General features: G+C 74.9%; 21 protein-coding genes. 7 read left to right on the forward strand and 14 right to left on the reverse strand.

Translation table 11 applies throughout. The features are described 5' to 3' along the window. Positions 1 to 43: 43 nt before the first annotated feature. Positions 44 to 664 carry an L-threonylcarbamoyladenylate synthase gene (locus tag NI25_RS35245; protein WP_061446358.1) on the reverse strand — a complete coding sequence of 207 codons (621 nt, stop codon included), beginning with the start codon at positions 662 to 664 and terminating at the stop codon, positions 44 to 46. Between the two features lie 145 nt (positions 665 to 809). On the opposite strand from NI25_RS35245, the gene NI25_RS35250 reads away from it, so the two are divergent. Next, positions 810 to 2,339, forward strand: a complete 1,530-nt coding sequence (locus NI25_RS35250) for a helix-turn-helix domain-containing protein (protein ID WP_061446359.1) — start codon at positions 810 to 812, stop codon at positions 2,337 to 2,339. A gap of 117 nt (positions 2,340 to 2,456) precedes the next feature. Here the strand turns inward: NI25_RS35250 and NI25_RS35255 are convergent, their stop codons facing one another. The 4 genes from NI25_RS35255 to NI25_RS35270 form a co-directional block, all read right to left on the reverse strand. Further along, positions 2,457 to 3,497, reverse strand: a complete 1,041-nt coding sequence (locus NI25_RS35255) for an NAD(P)-dependent alcohol dehydrogenase (protein ID WP_061446360.1) — start codon at positions 3,495 to 3,497, stop codon at positions 2,457 to 2,459. A 48-nt stretch (positions 3,498 to 3,545) separates the two neighbouring features. Next, on the reverse strand, positions 3,546 to 4,337 hold the full coding sequence (locus tag NI25_RS35260; RefSeq protein ID WP_061446361.1) for an SDR family NAD(P)-dependent oxidoreductase: 792 nt from the start codon (positions 4,335 to 4,337) through the stop codon (positions 3,546 to 3,548). 10 nt (positions 4,338 to 4,347) lie between these two features. After that, positions 4,348 to 5,025, reverse strand: a complete 678-nt coding sequence (locus tag NI25_RS35265) for a TetR/AcrR family transcriptional regulator (RefSeq protein ID WP_061446362.1) — start codon at positions 5,023 to 5,025, stop codon at positions 4,348 to 4,350. Positions 5,026 to 5,127: 102 nt separating this feature from the next. Next, positions 5,128 to 6,000, reverse strand: coding sequence for a fructosamine kinase family protein (locus tag NI25_RS35270; RefSeq protein WP_061446363.1), 873 nt, complete (start codon positions 5,998 to 6,000; stop codon positions 5,128 to 5,130). Between the two features lie 336 nt (positions 6,001 to 6,336). On the opposite strand from NI25_RS35270, the gene NI25_RS35275 reads away from it, so the two are divergent. Together NI25_RS35275 and NI25_RS35280 are read left to right on the forward strand one after the other, a co-directional pair. Beyond that, positions 6,337 to 6,660 carry a hypothetical protein gene (locus NI25_RS35275; RefSeq protein WP_061446364.1) on the forward strand — a complete coding sequence of 108 codons (324 nt, stop codon included), beginning with the start codon at positions 6,337 to 6,339 and terminating at the stop codon, positions 6,658 to 6,660. A gap of 60 nt (positions 6,661 to 6,720) precedes the next feature. Then, complete coding sequence (locus NI25_RS35280; RefSeq protein WP_061446365.1) at positions 6,721 to 7,488, forward strand: maleylpyruvate isomerase family mycothiol-dependent enzyme; 768 nt, start codon at positions 6,721 to 6,723, stop codon at positions 7,486 to 7,488. Between the two features lie 33 nt (positions 7,489 to 7,521). On the opposite strand, the gene NI25_RS35285 is transcribed toward NI25_RS35280, so the two are convergent. After that, complete coding sequence (locus NI25_RS35285; protein WP_233520808.1) at positions 7,522 to 9,009, reverse strand: arsenic transporter; 1,488 nt, start codon at positions 9,007 to 9,009, stop codon at positions 7,522 to 7,524. Positions 9,010 to 9,086: 77 nt separating this feature from the next. Between NI25_RS35285 and NI25_RS35290 the strand changes: the two genes are divergently transcribed. Beyond that, entirely contained in the window at positions 9,087 to 9,614 is a 528-nt protein-coding gene (locus NI25_RS35290) for a hypothetical protein (protein WP_061446366.1), read from the forward strand. A gap of 59 nt (positions 9,615 to 9,673) precedes the next feature. On the opposite strand, the gene NI25_RS35295 is transcribed toward NI25_RS35290, so the two are convergent. Continuing rightward, complete coding sequence (locus tag NI25_RS35295; RefSeq protein WP_061446367.1) at positions 9,674 to 10,894, reverse strand: MFS transporter; 1,221 nt, start codon at positions 10,892 to 10,894, stop codon at positions 9,674 to 9,676. A gap of 535 nt (positions 10,895 to 11,429) precedes the next feature. Here NI25_RS35295 and NI25_RS35300 point away from each other — a divergent pair. Continuing rightward, positions 11,430 to 12,467 (forward strand): NAD-dependent epimerase/dehydratase family protein, encoded by a 1,038-nt coding sequence (locus tag NI25_RS35300; RefSeq protein ID WP_061446368.1) that lies wholly within the window; start codon positions 11,430 to 11,432, stop codon positions 12,465 to 12,467. An 83-nt stretch (positions 12,468 to 12,550) separates the two neighbouring features. Here the strand turns inward: NI25_RS35300 and NI25_RS35305 are convergent, their stop codons facing one another. The 4 genes from NI25_RS35305 to NI25_RS35320 form a co-directional block, all read right to left on the reverse strand. Beyond that, the gene (locus NI25_RS35305; RefSeq protein ID WP_061446369.1) at positions 12,551 to 13,114 is read right to left on the reverse strand and encodes a hemerythrin domain-containing protein; all 564 of its coding nucleotides are present in this window, start codon (positions 13,112 to 13,114) and stop codon (positions 12,551 to 12,553) included. A gap of 97 nt (positions 13,115 to 13,211) precedes the next feature. After that, the gene (locus NI25_RS35310) at positions 13,212 to 13,745 is read right to left on the reverse strand and encodes a DoxX family protein (RefSeq protein WP_061446370.1); all 534 of its coding nucleotides are present in this window, start codon (positions 13,743 to 13,745) and stop codon (positions 13,212 to 13,214) included. 162 nt (positions 13,746 to 13,907) lie between these two features. Beyond that, positions 13,908 to 14,399, reverse strand: a complete 492-nt coding sequence (locus NI25_RS35315; protein ID WP_061446371.1) for a hypothetical protein — start codon at positions 14,397 to 14,399, stop codon at positions 13,908 to 13,910. Beyond that, positions 14,396 to 16,888 (reverse strand): nitrate reductase, encoded by a 2,493-nt coding sequence (locus NI25_RS35320; protein WP_061446372.1) that lies wholly within the window; start codon positions 16,886 to 16,888, stop codon positions 14,396 to 14,398. The genes NI25_RS35315 and NI25_RS35320 overlap by 4 nt, the downstream gene beginning before the upstream one ends. A 128-nt stretch (positions 16,889 to 17,016) precedes the next feature. Between NI25_RS35320 and NI25_RS35325 the strand changes: the two genes are divergently transcribed. Then, a complete protein-coding gene (locus NI25_RS35325; RefSeq protein ID WP_061446373.1) occupies positions 17,017 to 17,661 on the forward strand; it encodes a GNAT family N-acetyltransferase in 645 nt (214 codons plus the stop codon). A 58-nt stretch (positions 17,662 to 17,719) separates the two neighbouring features. Here NI25_RS35325 and NI25_RS35330 read toward each other — a convergent pair whose 3' ends face one another. The 3 genes from NI25_RS35330 to NI25_RS35340 are packed head-to-tail and all read right to left on the reverse strand — an operon-like array spanning position 17,720 to position 19,478. Next, a complete protein-coding gene (locus NI25_RS35330) occupies positions 17,720 to 18,445 on the reverse strand; it encodes a metallophosphoesterase family protein (RefSeq protein ID WP_061446374.1) in 726 nt (241 codons plus the stop codon). After that, the gene (locus tag NI25_RS35335) at positions 18,445 to 18,768 is read right to left on the reverse strand and encodes a BON domain-containing protein (RefSeq protein ID WP_061446375.1); all 324 of its coding nucleotides are present in this window, start codon (positions 18,766 to 18,768) and stop codon (positions 18,445 to 18,447) included. The genes NI25_RS35330 and NI25_RS35335 overlap by 1 nt, the downstream gene beginning before the upstream one ends. Next, a complete protein-coding gene (locus NI25_RS35340) occupies positions 18,765 to 19,478 on the reverse strand; it encodes a nucleotidyltransferase domain-containing protein (protein ID WP_061446376.1) in 714 nt (237 codons plus the stop codon). The genes NI25_RS35335 and NI25_RS35340 overlap by 4 nt, the downstream gene beginning before the upstream one ends. 156 nt (positions 19,479 to 19,634) lie before the next feature. On the opposite strand from NI25_RS35340, the gene NI25_RS35345 reads away from it, so the two are divergent. Further along, the gene (locus NI25_RS35345) at positions 19,635 to 19,946 is read left to right on the forward strand and encodes a hypothetical protein (RefSeq protein WP_061446377.1); all 312 of its coding nucleotides are present in this window, start codon (positions 19,635 to 19,637) and stop codon (positions 19,944 to 19,946) included. Positions 19,947 to 19,966: the final 20 nt, after the last annotated feature.

The following is a 19,966-nucleotide window of genomic DNA, read 5'->3' on the forward strand; positions in this document are numbered from 1 at the left end:
GCCGCTCACTCGGGGGGAGGGGGCGGTGCAGCGCGGCGCGGCGCTACTCGAACCGGCTCGTGTCGCCGGCGCCCCGCCGCACGATCTCCGCCTCGCCGCCCGAGAAGTCGACGACCGTGGTCGGCTCGGTGCCGCAGTCCCCGGAGTCGACGACCGCGTCCAGCACGTGGTCGAGCCGGTCCTTGATCTCCCAGCCCTGCGTCATCGGCTCCTCCTCGTCCGGCAGCAACAGCGTGCTGGACAGCAGCGGTTCACCGAGTTCCGCGAGCAGGGCCTGGGTGACGACGTGGTCGGGGATGCGCACGCCCACGGTCTTCTTCTTCGGATGCTGGAGCATGCGCGGCACCTCCCTCGTCGCAGGCAGGATGAAGGTGTAGCTCCCGGGGGTCGACGCCTTGATCACCCGGAACACGTCGTTGTCGATCTGCACGAACCGGCCGAGCTGCGCGAAGTCCTGGCAGACCAGGGTGAAATGGTGCCGGTTGTCCAGGTGCCGGATCGACCGGATGCGGTCGATGCCGTCGCGGCTGCCCAGCCGGCATCCCAGCGCGTAGCAGGAGTCCGTCGGATACGCGATCAGCGCGCCGGAGCGGACGCTGTCGGCGACCTGGGCGATGCTGCGCGGCTGGGGGTTGTCGGGGTGCACGTCGAAGTACTTCGCCATTCACCGAGCTTATGCCCGCTCGGCCGCCCCGCCCGGCAGGCCCGGCGGCCCGGGCCGCCGACGCCGGGACGGGGCCCGCCACGAAGCGATGAGGTAACGTCCCCGACCTGGGGCGGGGACCGGGCGAGACGAGGAGAAGGCCGACGTGGCGGGCCGAGAGGACGCGAAACGGCAGCGGACATCCGGGGCCGGTGAGTACGCGGGCTGGGCGCGGGAACTGCTCGAGCACCTGCGTCCGGCCGGACGCGACCTGACCCGGGTCGTGGCCTGGCTCGCCGGCACCGCGCAGGCCACCGTGTCGCTGCAGGACGGCACCGGCCGGCTGCTGGCCGGCACCCGCGTCCCGCTCGACGACGGCCTGGTCGCCGACGTCACCTCAGGCCGGATCGCGTCGGCCGCGCTGGAGGACCGGGGCCGTCACCTGCGGCTCGTCCGCGTGGAGCGGTCCCACCCGGCGCGGGCCGCCGTCCTGACGGTGGCCCGCGAGGCGCCCTTCGACCGGCGCGTCTCCGACATCGTCACGCACACCGCCCAGGTGGTCGAGCTGCTGCTGGCCGGCCACGAGTCGAACGCGGCCGGACACCGGCTGCGGCGTGCCACCTCCGACCTGCGTCTGGCCATCCTGCAGCTGCTGATGGTGGAGGACACCGTCGCCGCCCGCCGTGTGGCCGCCGGCCTCTGGCCCGGGCTCCTCGACACCGAGACGGCCTGCGTGTACGTCGTGGAGAGCGACCCCGCCGAACGGGACCGTCTCGCCGAGGAGTGCGTGTCGGCGACGGGGGAACGGGCGCTGGTCGTCCGGTGCCCGGCGGTGGACGCACACGTGATCGTCCTCGCGCCGTTCCAGGAGGCCGGGCAGGAGCTGCGCTCGCTCGTCGGCCGCCGCCCCGGCGTCTTTCTCGGCGGCAGCGCCCGGCAGGGCCTCGACCGCACGGCCGCGGCCTACGGACAGGCTGTCAGTGCCCTGGCCGTGGCCCGGTTCCGGTCCCAGCGGGCGGCCCTGTACGCCGAGCGCACCCGGCCCGAGCTGCTGATGGACCCCGCGGAGCTGTACGACTGGACGGCCGGTGTGCTGAGCCCTCTCGACACCCTGTCGCACCACACGCGCGCCGAACTGCTCGCCACCACCCGGCTCGGCCTGGAGTTCACGGCGGTCAACACGGCGAAGGTGCTCGGCGTCAGCCGCAACACGGTCCGCGCCCGCATGGACCGGGTCGGGTCGCTGCTGCGCACGGACTTCGCCGACCTGACCGTCCGGGCCGCGGTCCACCTCGCGCTGAACTCGCAGGTGGGGCTCGCCGAAACCCCGCCGGGCGCCGGCCGGCGGGGCGGTGCCGCCCGCCTGGCCGACCTGCTCTCCGGGCCCGCGCTGCGGGCCTGGGCCGGCGACCTGCTGGGGCGGCTCGACCCCGACGGCCGGGACCTGCGGCGCACGCTGCGCACCTGGATCGCCGCCGGCGGCAACGCCGAGCGTGCCGCGCACCAGATCGGCATGCACGCGCAGACCGTCCGCGAGCACGTCCGCAGCGCCGAGCCCGTCCTCGAGCGCGAGCTGCTCGCCGCCGGCAGCGACCTGTACGAGGTCGTGCTGGCCCACCTGGCGACCGGCGACCTCGATCAGCCGCTCCTGCTCGGGACGAAACCGGGCCATCCGGACTCACCTGTGCACGACTGAGTCTTCCCGGCCCCTCGGCGGGCACCGGCACGATTCACAACGGCGGAGCCGTCCACGTAGGTTCGACGGGCAGGGGGCACGACCGGAACGGGGGACCGGTCGCGCCCCTTGGGGGTGTCAGCCGTGGGGCAGGATCACCGCGCGGCCGTTGACCCTGCCGTCGTGCAGCCGCTCGTAGGCGAGCGGGGCGTCGTCCAGCGAGTACGTCTCGGTGTGCACCGACACGACGCCGGAGCGGGCCAGGTTCAGCACCTCGATCAGTTCGCTGCGGCTGCCCCAGTACGGCGCGTTGACCGACACCTCGAACGGCAGCATCCCGAACCCGACGGGCAGCGACCCGCCGCCGATGCCGACCAGCGTGACATCGCCCTCGACGGCCGCGACGGCCCCGGCGGTCTTCACCGTGGGCGCCGCGCCGACGAAGTCGAACACGGCCTCGGCGCCGAGACCGCCGGTCAGCTCGCGCACCGCGTCCGCGGCCTTCGCGTCCGACAGCACCGCCTCGTGCGCGCCCACCTCGCGGGCGAGCCGCAGCTTCTCCTCGCTGACGTCCAGGGCGACGACCCGGGCGGACGACAGGGCGCGCAGCAGCTGGATGGCGACGTGGCCGAGACCGCCGGTGCCGATGACCACCGCGGTCGAGCCTGGGACCAGCTTGGGCAGCGACCGCTTGATGGCGTGGTACGGCGTCAGCCCGGCGTCGGTGAGCGGCACCGCGGCGACCGGGTCGAGCCCGTCCAGCGGGACCAGGTGCCGGGGGTCGTCGATCAGCAGGTACTCCGCCATCGAACCCGGACGCCCGAGCCCCGGCGGGCGGATGCCCAGCTCGTCGGCGCGCAGGCAGTAGTTCTCCTTGCCCTCCGCGCACTTGGCGCAGGTGCCGCAGCCCCAGGGCCCGTACACGGCGACCGCGTCGCCCTCGGCGAGACCGGTCACCCCGGCGCCGAGCGCGGCCACGGTGCCGACGCCCTCGTGGCCCAGGGTGAGCGGCAGCTCGTACGGGAAGCCCTCGGCGGGCCAGCTCATCACCGCGATGTCGGAGTGGCAGACGCCGGCCGCGGTCACCTTCAGCAGCACCTGGCCGGGGCCGGGTTCCGGGTCGGGGACCGTGACGACCTCGGGCGGAGCCCCGATGGTGCGGTACTGCAGTGCCTTCATGGACCGAACTCCTCTGTTCTCGTTCCCCCCGGGGTGGACGACCGGTGCTCAGACGGCGGTGTAGGCGCCGTCGACCAGGTGGTAGCTGCCGGCGACGAAGGACGCGCGGTCCGACAGCAGGAAGGCGATCAGTTCGGCCACCTCCTCGGACCGTCCGAGGCGGCCGGCCGGGTGCAGGGCGACCAGGCCCTTGTAGGCGGCCTCGTCCATGGTCTTCAGCAGCGGCGTGTCGATGAAGCCCGGGCCGACCGCGTTGATCCGCACGCCCCGGGCCGCGTACTCGGCGGCGGCCGCCTTGGTCAGCCCGACCACTCCGTGCTTGGCGGCGACGTAGGCGGGGGAGCCGGCGAAACCGACCGAGCCGAGGATGGAGGCGACGTTGACGACGGCGCCGCCCCGGCCCGTGGCCAGGAGGGCGGGCAGCTCGTAGCGCATCGAGTAGAAGACGCCGTCGAGGTTGGTACGGATGACGCGCTGGTAGGCCTCGACGTCGTACTCGCCGGTCGGGGCGCTGGGGCCGCCGATGCCGGCGTTGTTCACCGCGAGGTCCAGCCCGCCGTACGTGTCGACGGTGAACTTGACGGCCGCCTCCATGGACTCCGGGCGGGTCACGTCCAGCTCGACGGCGGCGGCGCGGACGCCCTGCTCCGTGAGCCGGGCGGCGGCCTCCCCGGCGCCCTCGGCGTTGAAGTCGGCGACGACGACGTTCGCGCCGCCGGCGCCGAGCCGGCGGGCGGTGGCCAGTCCGATGCCGGAGGCGGCGCCGGTGACCAGGGTGGTACGGCCGGCGAACTCGGCGGCGTACTCGGTGATGGCGGGGGTGGTGTCGGTGGTGCTCATGGTGCTGTTCTCACTCTTCGGTGGTGCTGTCGGGGGTCGCGGCCGCGGCCTCCGAGGTCAGGGCGTCGTAGGCCCGCTCCACGAGGGCGGCGAGGTCTGCGGCTCCCGAGTCCCGCTCGTCGCCGCGCGCCCACAGGCGCAGGGCGGCGATCAGGACTCCGGCGGCGGCGTCGACGACCGCGGCCGGGCGCACGTCCCGGGTGTCGTCGATGCCGAGCCGGCCGGCGACGATGCGGATCGACTCCTCCTGGGCGTCGACCCGGATGCGCTGGTAGGCGGCGAACAACTCGGGCTCGGTGCCGGCCAGGGCCAGCAGGCGGCGCATCCGGGGGCGCACGTGCCAGGCCGGGTCCTCCCCGTCGGCCAGCCAGTCCCGCACGGCCCTGCGGTAGGCGAGCAGGGGCGGCTCCGCGGCGGGGCGGGACCGCAGCAGCGCGTTGATCCGGTCGCCGTCCCGGCGGACGAAGTCGAGCGCCGCGTCCTCCTTCCCGGCGAAGTGCCGGCTGAACGTGCGGCGCGTGACGTCCGCGCGCTCGGCGATCGCCTCCACCGTGGTGGCCGCCGGTCCGCGCTCCAGGATCAGGTCGCAGGCGGCGGTGGCCAGCGCGTCGCGGGTCTGCCGCGCCTTGCGCTGCCGCCGGTCCCCGGTGGGGTCCTCGGCGGTGCGGGAGGGCTTCGTTGCCGTCATGCCTTCGAGCGTACACCCGGAAATGTCCCAGTGGGACATGTGACCCGATGGGACATGTCGTGGGCGGGCGGGAGCGGCCCGCCGTGCGGCCCGCGGCGGGTCTCACCCCGCCCGGCGCAACGCGGCGCGCGCCGCCGTGACGGCCTGCTCGGCGTATCCCCGCCCGAAGAGCACCGCGTGCACCAGCAGCGGGAAGAGCTGGTGCACGCCGATCCGGCCGGCCCAGCCCTCGGCGAGCGGAGCCGCCTCCTCGTAACCCGCCAGGATCCGGTCCAGGTGGGGACAGCCGAAGAGGTGCAGCATCGCCAGGTCGGTCTCCCGGTGCCCGCCGTGCGCGGCCGGATCGATCAGGTGGACGTGCCCGTCGGCGCCCCACAGCACGTTGCCGTTCCACAGGTCTCCGTGCAGCCGCGCCGGCGGCTCCGCGGGCCCCGCCAGTTCGGGCAGCCGCTCGCAGACGCGCTCGACGTCGGCCGCCTCGCCCGCCCGGACGGTGCCGGCGTCGACCGCGCGGCGCAGATACGGCAGTACACGATGCGCGGCGTACCAGCGGGGCCAGTCGTCCCCGGTGACGTTGCGCATCGGGGCGAGCCCGATGTACGCCTCCTCGGGTCCGCCGGGCGGCGCGGCACCGAAGGCCGGCGCCCCGGCGGCGTGCAGCCCGGCCAGATCCCGGCCGAACCGCACCGCCGCGCTCGCGCTCGCCGGTCCCTGCGCCACCCGGCCGGAGACCAGCCGGCGCTCGTCCACGCCGTACACCACCGGGACCCGCACCGTGCCCGCGTCGGCCAGCCAGCGCAGCCCCGCGGCCTCCGCCCGCGCCGCGCCCGGGGCGTCCGCGAGTTTGACCACGACCGTGCGGCCGTCGTCGAGGCCGACTTCGGTGAGCGCCCCGGACAGCGGGCGCTCACCGGTCACCGCGCGACCCGTGAACCGGGCCGCCGCGGCGGCCGAGGACGTACTGACGGAACCCATGCCACGAGCCTAGGACCGCACCACGGCCGAGCCGGTCCACGCCACGGCGGACCGGTGCCGTCTCGCGGTGGGCCAGGAGCACGCCCGGGGACGCCGGGGTCCGTGCGGCCTTCGGCCCGGCCGTGCCGAATTCGGCCGACCCGCGGCGGTGCGGCGGGCGGGGCGCGCCCGGTCCCGGCGCGCCCGTAGGCCGGGAGCGGGCCGGGGCGGCCGGGCTCGTACCGTGGCCCGGCGGGTGCGCGCCGCGTCCGGAGCGCGGCCCAGGCTGCCGCCGACACGGTGAAAAGCGCGGGGTGCGCCGATCGGACACCCCGGACACGGGGGAGCAATGGGACTATGACCAGTTCAGCGTTTCATCGCACGATCACCCTGCCCGCCCCCGTGTGCCGGCAGGCCGCACAGCACCTCGAGCAGGCGGTGCACAAGGCCATCGACGGCGCCGCCACACCGTGGCGCGCGTTCCGCGGGGCCGACGGTGACGACTTCGCGTTCTCCGTCCCCGTCGTCGAGCAGGCCGCGGGCTGTCTGCTGGTGCTGGCCGCCGAGAGCGCCCAGAGCCTGCGGCCCTCCGCGCTGCGGGCCCTGATCACCGTCGCCCTGCATCTGCGCGACGCGGCCGAGGCGGTCCGCCGCCCGGCGGTCCCCAGCCCGGCCTGGTGAGCGCGGAGCCCGCGGAAAACACCGTGCCCCGGCCCTGAACGTGTGCTTGGCTCGGACGCCATGGAGTACACCCGATTCCTCGACTGCCTCGCGGCCGACCACGACCGGCTGCGGGCCGTCGTGGAGAGCGGCGCCGACGCCCCCGTGCCGACCTGCCCCGGCTGGACCGTCGCCGATCTGACCCGCCACGTCGGCGCGGTCTACCTGCACAAGACCGCCGCCATGCGCGACGGGGCGGAGCCCGAGACCTGGCCGCCGAAGGAGTTCGCCGACGAGGCGCCGACGGCACTGCTCGACCGGGGCTACACCGCGCTGCGTGCCGAGTTCGCCACCCGCGCCCCCGAGGACCCGGCCGCCACCTGGTACGGCCCCGACCAGAGCGTCGGTTTCTGGATCCGGCGGATGGCGCAGGAGACCGTCGTCCACCGCATCGACGCCGAACTCGCCACCGGCCGTCCCGTCACCGCCGTGCCCGACGACCTCGCCGTGGACGGGATCGACGAACTGCTCAAGGTGTTCGCCGCGTACGCCGTGAGCGAGTGGGGCGACTACTTCACCGACATCCTGGACGGCTCGCCGGGGCGTACCTTCCTGGTCCGGGCCGGCGACGACGCGGCGTGGCGGGTGCGGACCGGGCCGGGGGAGTTCACCGTCACGGACGGCGCGGGCGACGGCACGGCCGACGTGACGCTGAGCGGCTCCCCCCAGAGCGTGCTGAGGTGGCTCTGGAACCGGGCGGGCGACGACGGGGAAGGCGGCGTGAGCGTCGAGGGAGCTTCCGAGGCCGTGACGGAACTGCGGCGCTGCCTCGTCGTCGCGACCCAGTGAGCGGACGCCCGGCGCGGGGCCGGGCCGCGGGTGTCAGGCGCCGATGACGCGCACCGCCCCCCACAGAGCCGCCGTCGAGGCGGCGACCGTGGCCGGCACGGTGAGCAGCCCCAGCAGGGTGAACCGGCCCAGCTCCACCTCGATGCCGTGCCGGTGCAGGATGCGCCGCCACAACAGGGTCGCCAGCGAACCGACGTAGGTCAGGTTGGGACCCAGGTTCACGCCGATCAGTACGGCGAGGACCTGGGCGGGACCGGCGGGCGCGGCCAGCGGGAGCAGGGCGAGCACGGCCGGCAGGTTGTTGACGAGGTTGGCCAGCAGCGCGGCGACCGCCGCCACTCCCAGCAGCGCCGGCAGCGAGTCCCCGTCCGGCAGCAGCCGCCCCAGGCCCGAGGCCGGGCCGCTCACCACCACTGCCTGCACCACGATGCCGAGGGCCAGGACGAACAGGCAGAACAGCGGTGCCGCCGCGCCCACCAGCTCCCGGGGAGCGACATGGCGCCGGGCCAGGGCCCGCACCCCGAGCACCAGCACGCCCCCGAGCGCCGCCCAGGCCGGTTCCACCCCGGCCGGCGAGGCCAGCGCGAACCCGGCCAGGGTGAGGGCCACGACGACCACGGTGAAGCGGGGCACCGTGGGCGCGGGCGGCACGGCCGGTCCGGCACCGGCGGCGTGGTCCGGCGCCTTCGCGGGCACGGGGCCGCCACGCGCTCCCGCGACGGGCACGGGGCCCACGCGCGCGGGCGCGGCGGACACGGGCTCGGCCAGGTCCGCGCGGAAGAAGCGGCGGAACACGGCGTACTCGACGGCGATCGCGGCCAGCCAGGGCAGCGCCATCAGCGCGGCGAACCGCGTGAAGGTCAGCCCGCTGGCCGTGAACGCCAGCAGGTTGGTGAGGTTGGACACCGGCAGCAGCAGCGAGGCGGAGTTCGCCAGGTGCGCCGTCGCGTACACGTGCGGGCGGGCCCGGGCGCCGGCCCGGGACGCCGTGGCCAGGACGACGGGCGTGAGCAGGACCGCCGTGGCGTCCAGGCTGAGCACGGCGGTGACCACGCAGGCCACGGCGAACACCCCGCTCAGCAGCCGCCGCGGACTTCCCCCGCACCGGCGGGCCACGGCCGCGCCGACCGCCTCGAACAGGCCCTCCTTGGCGCACAGGTACGCCAGCATCAGCACCAGCGCGAGGAAGGCGACGACCGGCAGCAGCGTGCGGGTCTGCTCCCACGCCTGGTGCGGGGTGACCGTGCCGAGCGCCACCACCAGCACGGCGGCGGGCACGGCGGCCACCGCCTCCGGCAGCCCCCGGGGGCGCAGCACGGCGAAGGCCAGGACGCCCAGCAGCAGGGCGACGGGGACGGCCTCGGAGAGGACGGTGGTACTCAGGGCTTCTCCTCCACACCGGTGAGCCGGGCGGGAACCCGGTGATCGGCGAACGGGGTACAGGGTCGCACCCGGGACCGGGGTCCCGGTCGGCGGGACGTCGTGTGGCCGATGCCACGCCGCGCGCGAGAGCCGCGCCATGTCCCGCCGGGTGCGCCGCGGGCTACCGTTTCCACGGACCCGTGTTCCCCACGACGAGCAGTTCGGACGGCCCGGCAGTGCACACAGATCTCTCCCCCGTCATCGCGGCGACCGCCCAGTGGCTCCCGCGTGCCTACCCGGCGTCCGGCGGCGCGCTGGCCGACGCCCTGTGCGAGGCGCAGGCCCGGCAGGCCGTGACGGTCGCGGCCCGGCTGCGCTACCCCACCGCCATGGACGTGGCCCTGCTGGGCGTCACGGGTCCCGGCGGGTCCGCCCGGCTCGACTGGATCACCGGCGCCGACGGCGCGACGTGCGCCGACCCGGACGCGGACGCCTGGCGGACCTGGGTGGACGAGGTCGCCGCCAGCTGGGCGGCCTGTCTGCTGACCGACCCGGCGCTGGCCGGGCCGGCCGTCGCCGCGCTGGACGACCGCGGCCCCTCGGCCGGAACGCCGGTGGAGTTCCGGCGTCTGCTCGCACCCGACGAGGCGGACCGCCGCGCGGCGGCCCTGCTGCGCCACCCGGACCTCGTCGCCCCCGTCGCCTCCCTGCACCACGCCCAGCTCGTCGCCCGGCTGGATCCGGGCCAGGCCCTCGTCGCCTGAGCCGAGCCCGTCCGGGGGCACGGCGCACACCCGAGGGGGGGAATGACCGGGGTGCGGCCTCAGGCGGCAGTCTCCAGGTTCGCCACCGGGGACACCCGGGGCACCGTCGTCCGGCGTTGGCGCAGGAGGTGGCCCGCGCCGATGGTGCCGGCGATGATCAGCCCGCCCGCGATCAGGGCGCCGCGCGCACCGGCCAGCTCCATCAGCAGGCCCAGCGCGGGCGGCCCGCCCAGGCTCCACACCGTGCCGATGCTGCCCCACACGCCGAGCACCCGGCCCCGCAGGTGCGCGGGCGGGTCGGTCTGCAGCACCGCCGTGCCGGCGGTGTCGGAGACGGACTCCACGACGGCCATCGGCAGCACCATCACCAGCAGGACGGCCAGCGACGGCGACATGCCCGCCACCACCTGCAGCAGCCCGCCCGCCGCCGCCAGCGCGCCCACCACCCGTACGGACGGGCGGCGCAGCCGGGCGCCCAGGACGGCGCCGACGATGCCGCCGACCGCCAGCACCGTGGACACCGTGCCGAAGGACCCCGCGCCGCCCGCGAGCGGCCCGGTGACCAGCACGGCCAGGGTCAGCTGGTAGTTGCGCCCGAAGACGGCGCTCACCCCCGTGACACCCGCCAGCGCCAGCAGCCGCGGCCGGCGGACGAAGAAGGCCAGTCCCTCCCGCACGCTCATGGTGTCCCGCGTAGCGCCGTCCTTCACCTCGGCCGAGTACCCGGCCGCACCGCGCACCGGTCGCAGGAAGGGGATCACCGAAGCCACGAACAGGAACGACAGCCCGTTGGCGGCGTAGGCGGCGGCCGTGCCGAGGAAACCGACCGTCACGCCGGCGAGCGCCGCCCCCGTGAGCCGTCCCGCCTGGTGCACCAGCGCGCCCACCCCGATCGCGGAGGGCACGTCCTCGCGCGGGACGAGGTCGTTGCCCAGCAGGGAACACGCCGGGCCGTCCACGGTGGCGATGACACCGGTGACGGCCGCCAGGACCATCAGCGAGGCCACGTCGAGCCGGTCCAGCGCCACCATGAGCGCGGTCGCGAAGGCGACCGCGCCGAGCAGCGCCTGACTGACCGCGGCCGTCAGCCTGCGCGGCCAGCGGTCGACGGCCGCACCGCCGAACACGCTGATCAACAGGGCCGGCGCGGCCTGGACCGACATGGACAGGCCGGTCGCGGCGGCCGACCCGGTGATCTGCAGGACCAGCAGGTTCTGCACGGTCAGCTGCATCCACGTACCGGCGTTGGACACGAAGTTGGCGACCGACCACCAGCGCATGCTGCGGTACCTCAGGGAGCGCCACGGGGAGGTGCTCGCGGGACCGGACGGCACGGGGGCGGGAGGCGGCGGGGCGGAGACGGGGGAAGAAGACACAGGGCGCCACTCGAACGCGGGTCACGGGACCCGGAGGGGGATACGGACGGGAACGAGTAGGCCGGCTGCGCTGCGCGGTCGTTCCACTGGGCCGGAGACGGCGCCGACCATCGTGGCAGAAGGGACCGGCGAGTCGTCGCCGCTCCGCGCTCCCGCCCGCGGTCCGGGCGGGCCAACCGTCGCCGTCGGCGCCGGAGTTGGCGAGCCGAGTGGGTTTGATCACAGCACTCGGCCGCATCGCCGGGCGCCGCGGGGCGGGACCTTCGGCCGTGACCGTGGTCACGGTGAGACGGCCCGACGGCGGGCGCCGGCGCATGTGAGCGCCCGGGTGGGGCACTCGGGGCACGTTTTCGGCGCTCCGTGAGCCCACGGTGTGCACACCGTGAACGCACACCGCGTGGCTCGGGCGGCGCCTCGTCGAGGAAGAAGGGTCGTCCTCATGATGCCGACTGCGGCGTTCAGCCCACGGGGGGAGTCCCGCGCGCCCTGGGGCCGTGTCCTGGTGACCGGCGGCGCCGGATTCCTCGGCTCCCACCTGTGCACCCGGCTGCTCGACGCGGGCGCCGAGGTCGACTGCCTGGACAACCTCTCCACCGGGCGTGCGGAGAAGGTGGCCCACCTGGCGGGCCGTCCCGGGTTCCGCTTCCTGGAACGGGACGTCTCCGGACCCGGCTGTGCGGACGCGCTCCCCGGCCCCTACGACCTGGTCCTGCACCTGGCCGTCCCCGACTCCCGGGCCGCCCGGCCCGAGCGGCCCGTGGACGTCCTCGAGGCAGGCAGCCTGGGCACGCGTGCCGCGCTGGCCGTCGCCGGCCGGGACGGTGCCCGGTTCCTGCTCGCCTCCTCTCCGCCGGTGTGCCCCGACGCCCGCGGCGGCGGCGCACCGGACGACGCCGACCCGGTGGGGCCCCATCGGGCCTGCGCCGACGCCGTCCGGTTCGCCGAGTCCCTGGTCGCCGCCCACGCGGTCGCCCACGGCGCGAACGCCGGGATCGTCCGGCTGTTCACCGGCTACGGTCCCGGCATGCGGACGGACGGCGGCGGGATGCCGGCCGCCGTTATCGAGCAGGCGCTGGCCGGGCGGCCGGTCACCGTCCCCGGGGACGGCAGCCGCAGGCACCCCCTGTGCTACGTCGACGACATGGTCGACGGCATTCTGCTGGTCGCGGCCGGACGCTCCGTGCGGCCGGTGGACATCGGCGGCGACGAGGAGCCCACGGCCGCGGAGATCGCCCGGGTGGTGACCGAGCTGACCGGCTCCGACTCGCCGCCGGTGTTCGTCGAGGACACCGGGGACGGGCGGGCCGAGCCCCGGCCGGTCACCGGCTTCGCCCGCGAGATCTTCGGCTGGCTGCCGAGCGTGTCCTGGCGGGACGGTCTGGAGCGCACCGTCGCCGCGCTCCGTGAACGGCCCGATCCGGTGCCCACGGCGGCCGGGGGCCCGGCGGAGGAGCGGACGGGGGAGTGGCGGGCGTAGGAACGGGTGTTGCCGTCACCCGGCATGTGCGAGGGGCCCGTCGCCACGGCGACGGGCCCCTCGCACATGCCGGCGGTGGCCGCTCAGCCGGACTTGCCCCGACCCGACAGGGCGTCCCGCACCCGGTCGACCATGCCCGCACCGGGGGCGAGCAGCTTGTTCATCGGGGGCTTGTCCGGGGTGGCCGGGTGCGGCCGGGTCGGGGCCGTCTTCTTCGCCTGCCGGACCTTCTCGCCCAACTGGTCCAGGGCGTCCGCGGGGCACGCCTCGCGCAGCCTCGGGAACAGGTTGCCCTCCTCGTCGGCGACGTGTGCGCGGATCTCGCTCATCAGCTTGCCGATCAACCGGTCGAACTCGGCGTCGTCCGCCGCGCAGCCCTCCAGGTCCTTCATGATCTGCTCGGCCTCGGCGTGGTCCTCGAGTTCCTTGTCCGCGAGGGCGCCGCCGTTCGCCACGTGCTCCCGAACGGCCGGGTAGAGGTACGCCTCCTCCGCCACCGAGTGCCGGACCAGCTCGATCGTGGCCTGATCGGCGTACAGCTTGCGGTCCTTGTGACCGGACGGCAGTGCCTCGATCTTGCCGAAGAGCTCCTCGACCTCGCGGTGATCGGTCGTCAGCTCGTCGATGACGTTTCCTCCGTGTCCCATGTTCCACCTCCAGAGGGTCGTGGCGGTCGCGGGACCGAACCGCCACGGAAGCATCGGGACGACCGGGTCCCCTCTCGCGCGGCGGGCTAACGCCCGTTCAGGCGCCCAGCCTGGCGCGGACGCCGCCCGCGCGGGCGGCGGGGCCGGCCGTGGCGCGGACCGAACGGTGCACCAAGCGGGCGTCGTGTCGCAGGTCCCGGGCGGCGTGCCGGCCGCGCCACAGCAGCGAGGGCGCGCCGCCCGTGTCGTCGGCGGCGATCAGCAGCCCGCCCATCATGGACAGGTTCTTCAGGAAGTGGATGCGCTGCTGTGCGCGGTCGGAGGGGTCCTCCGCGTTCCAGTAGCGGTGCGCCGCCAGCGTGGTGGGAACCAGCGTCACCGCGAGGGCCAGCGCGGCCAGCCGCGGACAGCGGCCGAGTCCGAGCATGAGGCCGCCCACCACGTGAACGGCGCCGTTGAGCCGTACGAGTTGCTCGGTGCCGTCCGGCAGCACCGGTACGCGGTCGGCCACCGGCCGTACGATCGGCTCGGCCGCCGGGGCCACGTCCTGCGGCCTGCGCAACGACTGCAGGCCGCCCGCGACGAACATCGAGGCGAGCATCGGCCGGCCGGCCAGACGCAGAAGACTCATGACGCTGTCTCGCTCTCTTCTGAGGGGCTGTCAGTGTCGACAGGGGCATCAGCGGGGTGTGGCCCCACTGGGATCATCAGGTGCTCCCGGCGGTCGGCGCCATTCGGCGTCCGGTGCGGCACCGGTGTCCGCGGGCACCGCGCCGGACGGGGAACACGCAGGTCACAGACTGGTGAGAATCTGGGGCGCCAAGTGCTTGATCATGGTGTTGGTCCAGCGCATCTGGCGCAGTGTCCGCGGGTGGCAGGAGGAGGCGAGTGCCAGCAGCCCGCTGTCCTTCGACGCCTGGGCGGCCTGGGCCAGCATCTCCCAGTGCAGTGAGTTCTCCGCCGCGGCGACGTGCAGCTCCCGCAGGTCGCGCAGGAGCAGCAGGCCGGGTTCCGGCCGGTGGACGACCGCCTCGGACGCCTTCTCGCGCAGCGTCGCGAGGACGCCGTCCGAGGAGGGGTCCGGCGGGTCGCCCAGCTTCACGCCGTGCTCGGCGCCGGCCTCGGCGAGTCGCCGCACGTGCTCGCGGGACCAGAGGGCGAGGTCGGTGGCGACGTGGTGGACCTCGTGCTCGGTGCGGTGCCGCTCGGCGACGGTCACCAGGTGGTGTGCCAGGTGCCGTTCGCCGCGGTGCAGTGTGCGCAGGGTCAGGGTGATGCCGTTCACCGGGCGCCTTCCTCGTGGCCGTGCGGGAACTGGGTGGGTTCCTGCCGCATGGTGTGCGCCGCCGGTCCGCCCGAGGTGGGCGGGACGACGCCCGCGGCGGCCGGGGCCGACGCGGTGGTGGTCGGTGCGGGCGAGGGCCGGCCGTCCCCGCGTTCCAGGAGGGTGAGCGCGGCCGCGGCCGTCTTGAACAGCGGCTGCTTGGAGACGGGGTCCCAGTCGGTGACGGTCGTCTCGTTCGCGGCCCGCCCGGGAGTGTCCGGGCCGGGGCCCGACCCGCCCCCGGTGTCCCAGTAGCCGTAGTGGAACGGCACGAACAGCAGTCCCGCGCGGATGCCGGTCACCCGCAGCCGGCCGCGCAGGGCGCCGCGCCTGCTGCCGACCTCCACCAGATCGCCCTCGCCGAGGCCGAGCCGTTCCGCGTCGCCGGTGGAGATCTCCACCCACACGTCGGGAGCGGCGTCGTTGAGCTGGGGGGCGCGTCCGGTCTTGGTACGGGTGTGGAAGTGGTAGATCGTCCGGCCCGTCGTGAGCTGGAACGGGTACTGCTCGTCCGGCTCCTCGTGCGGCGGCCGGTAGGCGGCCGCCTTCAGCATCGCCCTGCCGTCCGGGTTCAGCGAGCGGTACTCCACGGCCTCCTGCGACGCGCCGGTCTCCAGGTCCTTGCCGTAGCTCTCGCACACGTCGGGGTGGGCCCAGGAGATGCCGTCCGTGTAGAGGCGCGCGGTGCCCCGCGGGTTCCGCTCGTCGCAGGGCCACTGGATGCCGCTGGTGTCGCGCAGCAGGGCGTAGGACAGGCCCGTGTAGTCGCAGGGGCGGCCCGCGCTGCACCGCTTCCACGCCTCGAACGCCGACTCGGGGCCGTCCCAGGTGATCAGCGGACCGCCGTCCTTGTCCCGGAAGTCCATGCGCCGCGCGTAGTCCAGGAAGATGTCCAGGTCGGGCCTGGCCTCGCCGGGCGGTTCCACGGCCTTCTCGGAGAGGTGCACGGTGCGGTCGGCGTTGGTGAGCGCGCCGGTCTTCTCGCCCCACGTGGCGGCGGGCAGCACCACGTCGGCCAGTTGTGCCGTCTCCGTCAGGTAGAGGTCCTGGACGACCGTGAACAGCCGGTCCTGCGACAGGATCGAGCGCATGCGGGACAGCTCGGGCATCGAGACGGCGGGATTGGTGCCGCTGATCCACAGCATCCGCAGCGAGCCCTGCTCGGCGTAGCGGAAGATCTGCATGGCGTGGGTCGGCGGCGCGAAGTGCGGGACGGTCTCGGGCTCGACGTTCCACACCCGTGCGAGGTCGGCGACATGGGCGTCGTTCTGCCAGTTGCGAAAGCCCGGCAGATCGCCGTTGGCGCCGCACTCGCGGGTGTTCTGGGCGGTGGGCTGGCCGTTCATCTGGAGCAGTCCGGCACCCGGGCGGCCCAGCATGCCGCGGATCAGGTGCAGGTTGTTGACCTGGACGGCGGCGGCGGTGGCCTGGTGGGACTGGTAGACGCCCTGGAGGACGGTGGAGACCAGCTGGTCGGTGGTGCCGACGAGTTCGGCCGCCTCCTCGATCCGGGCGGCCGGGACGTCACAGATCTCCGCGGCCCACCGGGGTGTGCAGTCGGCGACGCGGGCGGCCAGTTCGTCGAAGCCGACGGTGTGCGCGGCGATGAAGTCGCGGTCGATCCACCCGTGCCGGATCGTCTCGTGCAGCAGCGCGTTCAGGAGGGCGACGTTGGTGCCGCTGCGCGGCGCGAGGTGGACGGCGGCGCGTTCGGCGACGCGGGTGGGGCGCGGGTCCACGCACAGCAGGCGCGGCGGGTCGGCCCCCTCGAAGCGGTCGAGGAGCCGCATCCACTGCACGGGCTGGGTCTCGGCGATGTTGTGGCCGAACAGCGCGATCACGTCGGCGTGGTCGAAGTCGTCGTAGCTGCCGGGCTGCCCGTCGCAGCCGAAGGTCTCCTTGAGAGCCTCCGCGGCCGTCGAGGTGCACAGCCGGGTGTTGCCGTCGAGGTGGTTGGTGCCGATGCCGGCCCGGGCCAGGACCGTCAGCGTGTAGTACTCCTCCAGGAACAGCTGACCGGTGGTGTAGAAGCCGATCGAGCCCGGCCCGCGCTCCTCCAGCAGTGCGCGCGAGCGGGCGGCCACCAGGTCCATCGCCGTGTCCCAGTCCGTCTCCACCAGCTGTCCGTTCCGGCGCACCAGCGGCCGGGTCAGCCGGTCCCGGGAGGCGTTCGCCTGCCAGCCGAACAGGTCCTTCGGGCCGAGCCGCCCCCGGTTGACCCGGTCCACGTCCCGGCCCCGCACTCCGACCATCCGGCCGTCGGCCACCGCGATGTCCATGGCGTCGCCGTCCGAGTGCAGGATCGACGCGGCCTGCACCCATCGCTGCACCGCCCCGGGCTCCACCCCGTCCGCGAGGAACGTGTCCACCCGGGCCGGCCACGTCTCGTGCCGTCCGTAGGGCACCCTGGGACCCCACGGGTGCGCGATCCGGTCCGCCGCATCCTCCATCGCCGGCCTCCCGCCAACTTCCGTCCGCGTTCCGTCGTTGCGTCACAGTGCGCGGCGGCGGGTACCCGGGGACGGCCGACCGAAGCGAACCACTTGTGGGAGCGCTCCCAAGCGGGCAGGATGCTGCGGTGACAGCGACTGCCTCCGTACGCCCCTACCGCGCCGCCGACGCCCCGGCCCTCGACGACATCTGCATCCGGACCGCGCACAACGGCCGGGACAGCCGGCCCGTGTACGCCGACCCCTCGGTGCTCCCCGCCATCTTCGCCGCCCCCTACGTCCACCTCGACCCGGACCTGGCCTTCGTGCTGGACGACGGGGAGGGCCGCGCCGTCGGCTACATCCTCGGCACGGCGGACACCGCGCGCTTCGCCGAGGAGTTCCGGACCAAGTGGCTGCCGCGCGTGGCGGACCGCTACCCGGCGCCGCAGGGCCCGCCCGAAACCCGCACCCCGGACGAGGTCATGGCCGGACTGCTGCACGACCCCGAACGCATGATCGTCCCCGAGCTGGCCGCGTACCCGGCCCACCTGCACATCGACCTGCTCCCCGACTGGCAGGGGCAGGGCCACGGCCGGACCCTGATGCGGACGCTCTGGCGCGCCCTGCGCGAGCGCGGCGTCCCCGCCGTCCACCTCGTCATGGCCACGGCCAACACACCGGCCAGGGCCTTCTACGACCGGCTGGGCTTCCACGAGATCGCCGCGGCCGGGCTCGACCCGGCGGACGTCACCTGCCTGGGGCGTACGACGCAGGACGCGGCACGGACCTGACGGCCGGCGGCGGGGCGGCGCGCGCCCGCAGCGGGCGCGGACGGGCGGGCTCCTGCGCTCAGGACGCGCCCAGCCGGTAGACGTTGAAGGCCCGGCGGATGACCGGCTGCGCCACGTTGCGCACCCTGACCCCGCCCGCCGTCATCCCGTGCTCCGCACCCAGGTGGGCGTGACCGTGGACGGCCAGGTCGGCGCCGGCGGTGTCGATGGCCTCCGCCAGGAGGTAGCTGCCGAGGAACGGATGGATCTCCGGCGGCTCCCCGGCGAGCGTGTCGGCGACGGGGGAGAAATGGGTCAGGGCCACCCGCGCCGCACAGTCCTCCTCGTCCAGTTCCTTCAGGGCGGCGTGCAGGCTGTCCGCCGAGCGGCGGGTGGTGCGCACGAACTCCTTCATCACCGGCTCGCCGAACTCGCCCGCGCTGCGCCCCACGAACCCGCCGCCGAACCCCTTGGCGCCCGCGATCCCCACCCGGCCCCCGGCACAGTCCACGACGGTGTGCTCGCCCTCCAGCACCGTCACACCGGCCTCCCGGAGGATGGCGGTGACCTTCCCGGGCTGCTCGTCGTGGTGGTCGTGGTTGCCGAGGACGGCCACCACCGGCACCGGCAGGTCGCGTACCTCCCGGGCGACCACCCGTGCCTCCTCAGGCGTGCCGTGCCGGGTGAGGTCCCCGGCGAGGAGCAGCACGTCGGCACAGTCGGGCAGGGTCTCGAACGCGGGCCGCAGCAGCCCCTGACTGTCGGGCCCCATGTGGATGTCCCCGACGGCGGCGACGCGGATCATCACAGCTCCTCGGCATGGTCGGGGCTGGTGGTCTCCGCCACTACGACGTCCGTGTGCACGGTCAGCCCGGCCAGTTCCTCACGGGCCACGCGCAGTACGGTCTCCCGGCACCGCGCCGAGGGCACCGTGCCCGTGACCGCGACCGCCCCGGCCCGGATCTCGGCCCGCACGCCGAGTTCACCGAGCTCCTCCGCGGCGAGCCGCTCCTGCAGGTGGGCCACCCGGTACTCCACGTTCTCGGGGGACTGGGGGCTTCCGGCGCTCCCTCCCGCGGCCGGGGGGCCGCCGGCCGCGGGGCCCTGGTGTCCGACAGGGTCGCTCATGGCTGCTCCTCCTTCGGGGCGGTGGCCGCGGGAACGGCCGGGGGGATGATCTCCAGCCGTTCGAGGATGAAGAAGAAGGCGGCGGGCATCGGGGCGTCGCCGCAGTCACGGCGCAGCGCCTCCCAGTCGATCTTCTCGCGCAGCGTCCGGGCGATCGGCAGTACCGCACCGAAGTCGCAGTGGTGCTCCGAGAAGGCCGCCAGCAGACCGCGCAGCAGATCGGTCGGCGCCAGGACCGGCATCAGCACCGAGTCGACCGACAGCTCCTGCGCCCGGGACAGCAGTCCCGTCGTGACGGGTTCGTGGGCCAGCTCGAAGATGAGGTCGACCTGCTGCCCCAGGCAGTCCGCCTTGAGCAGCCAGTCCTCGGGCGGCGTGTAGACCACCAGCCCCGCCTCCCGCAGCGTCGCCGCGACCGCGTCCGCGTCCTCGGGCCGGATGCAGAAGTCGACGTCGTGCTGGAGGTTCTGGGTGCCGCCGTGCGCGTACACGGCGACGCTGCCGGCCAGCGCGAAGGGATGCTGCGCCTTCTTGAGGATCGAGCCCACCTGCTTGGCGGCCTGGAGGATCGCCTGATTGCGGTCGAGAGGGAGGTCCTCGCGGGGAGCCTCGTGCCGGGGGCGGCCGGGGCCCGGGTCCCCGCCGGCCGGGCGCAGCTCGGAGACGCCGGCGCGCCTGTCGCGGGCGTGGTCGTCGGCGGGCTGCCTCATCGCTGTCCCCTTCCCGGGCCGGCGCCGTCGCAGGGGCGGAGCGGACCGGCCCAACCCTGCGCGAACGGGTACCCGGTGCGGTACCGCCGACACCGCGGCCCGTCGCCCTGCTCGGTGCCGGGTGCGCGGTGCGGCGATCGCGGGCACTCGGCCGGCATGAGCGACGAGCGCGTGCGACAGGAGAACGACCCGGCCGGCCGGCGGACCGTGGCCCGGCTGGTGGCGGCGTGGCTGGCGGAGACCGAACGGCACGCCCCCGAGGCCGCGGGGCGGGCCCGGGAAGGGTGGGAACGGGGCGCGCTGTCCGAACAGGCCGCGCAGGACCTGGCCACCTGGGTCACCGCCAGGGTGACGGACACCGGGTTCACCGAGGACGAGGGCCCCTACGTGGCGGGAGCCGTCCGGATCACGCCCTCGGACAAGGACACCGTCCACGCCTGGCTGCGCGCACGGGGGCACGCCGTGTGAGCCGGGAACGGAGCGGGCCG

Origin of the sequence: Streptomyces sp. CCM_MD2014 (assembly GCF_000772045.1) — a bacterium.
GTDB lineage: Bacteria > Actinomycetota > Actinomycetes > Streptomycetales > Streptomycetaceae > Streptomyces > Streptomyces salinarius.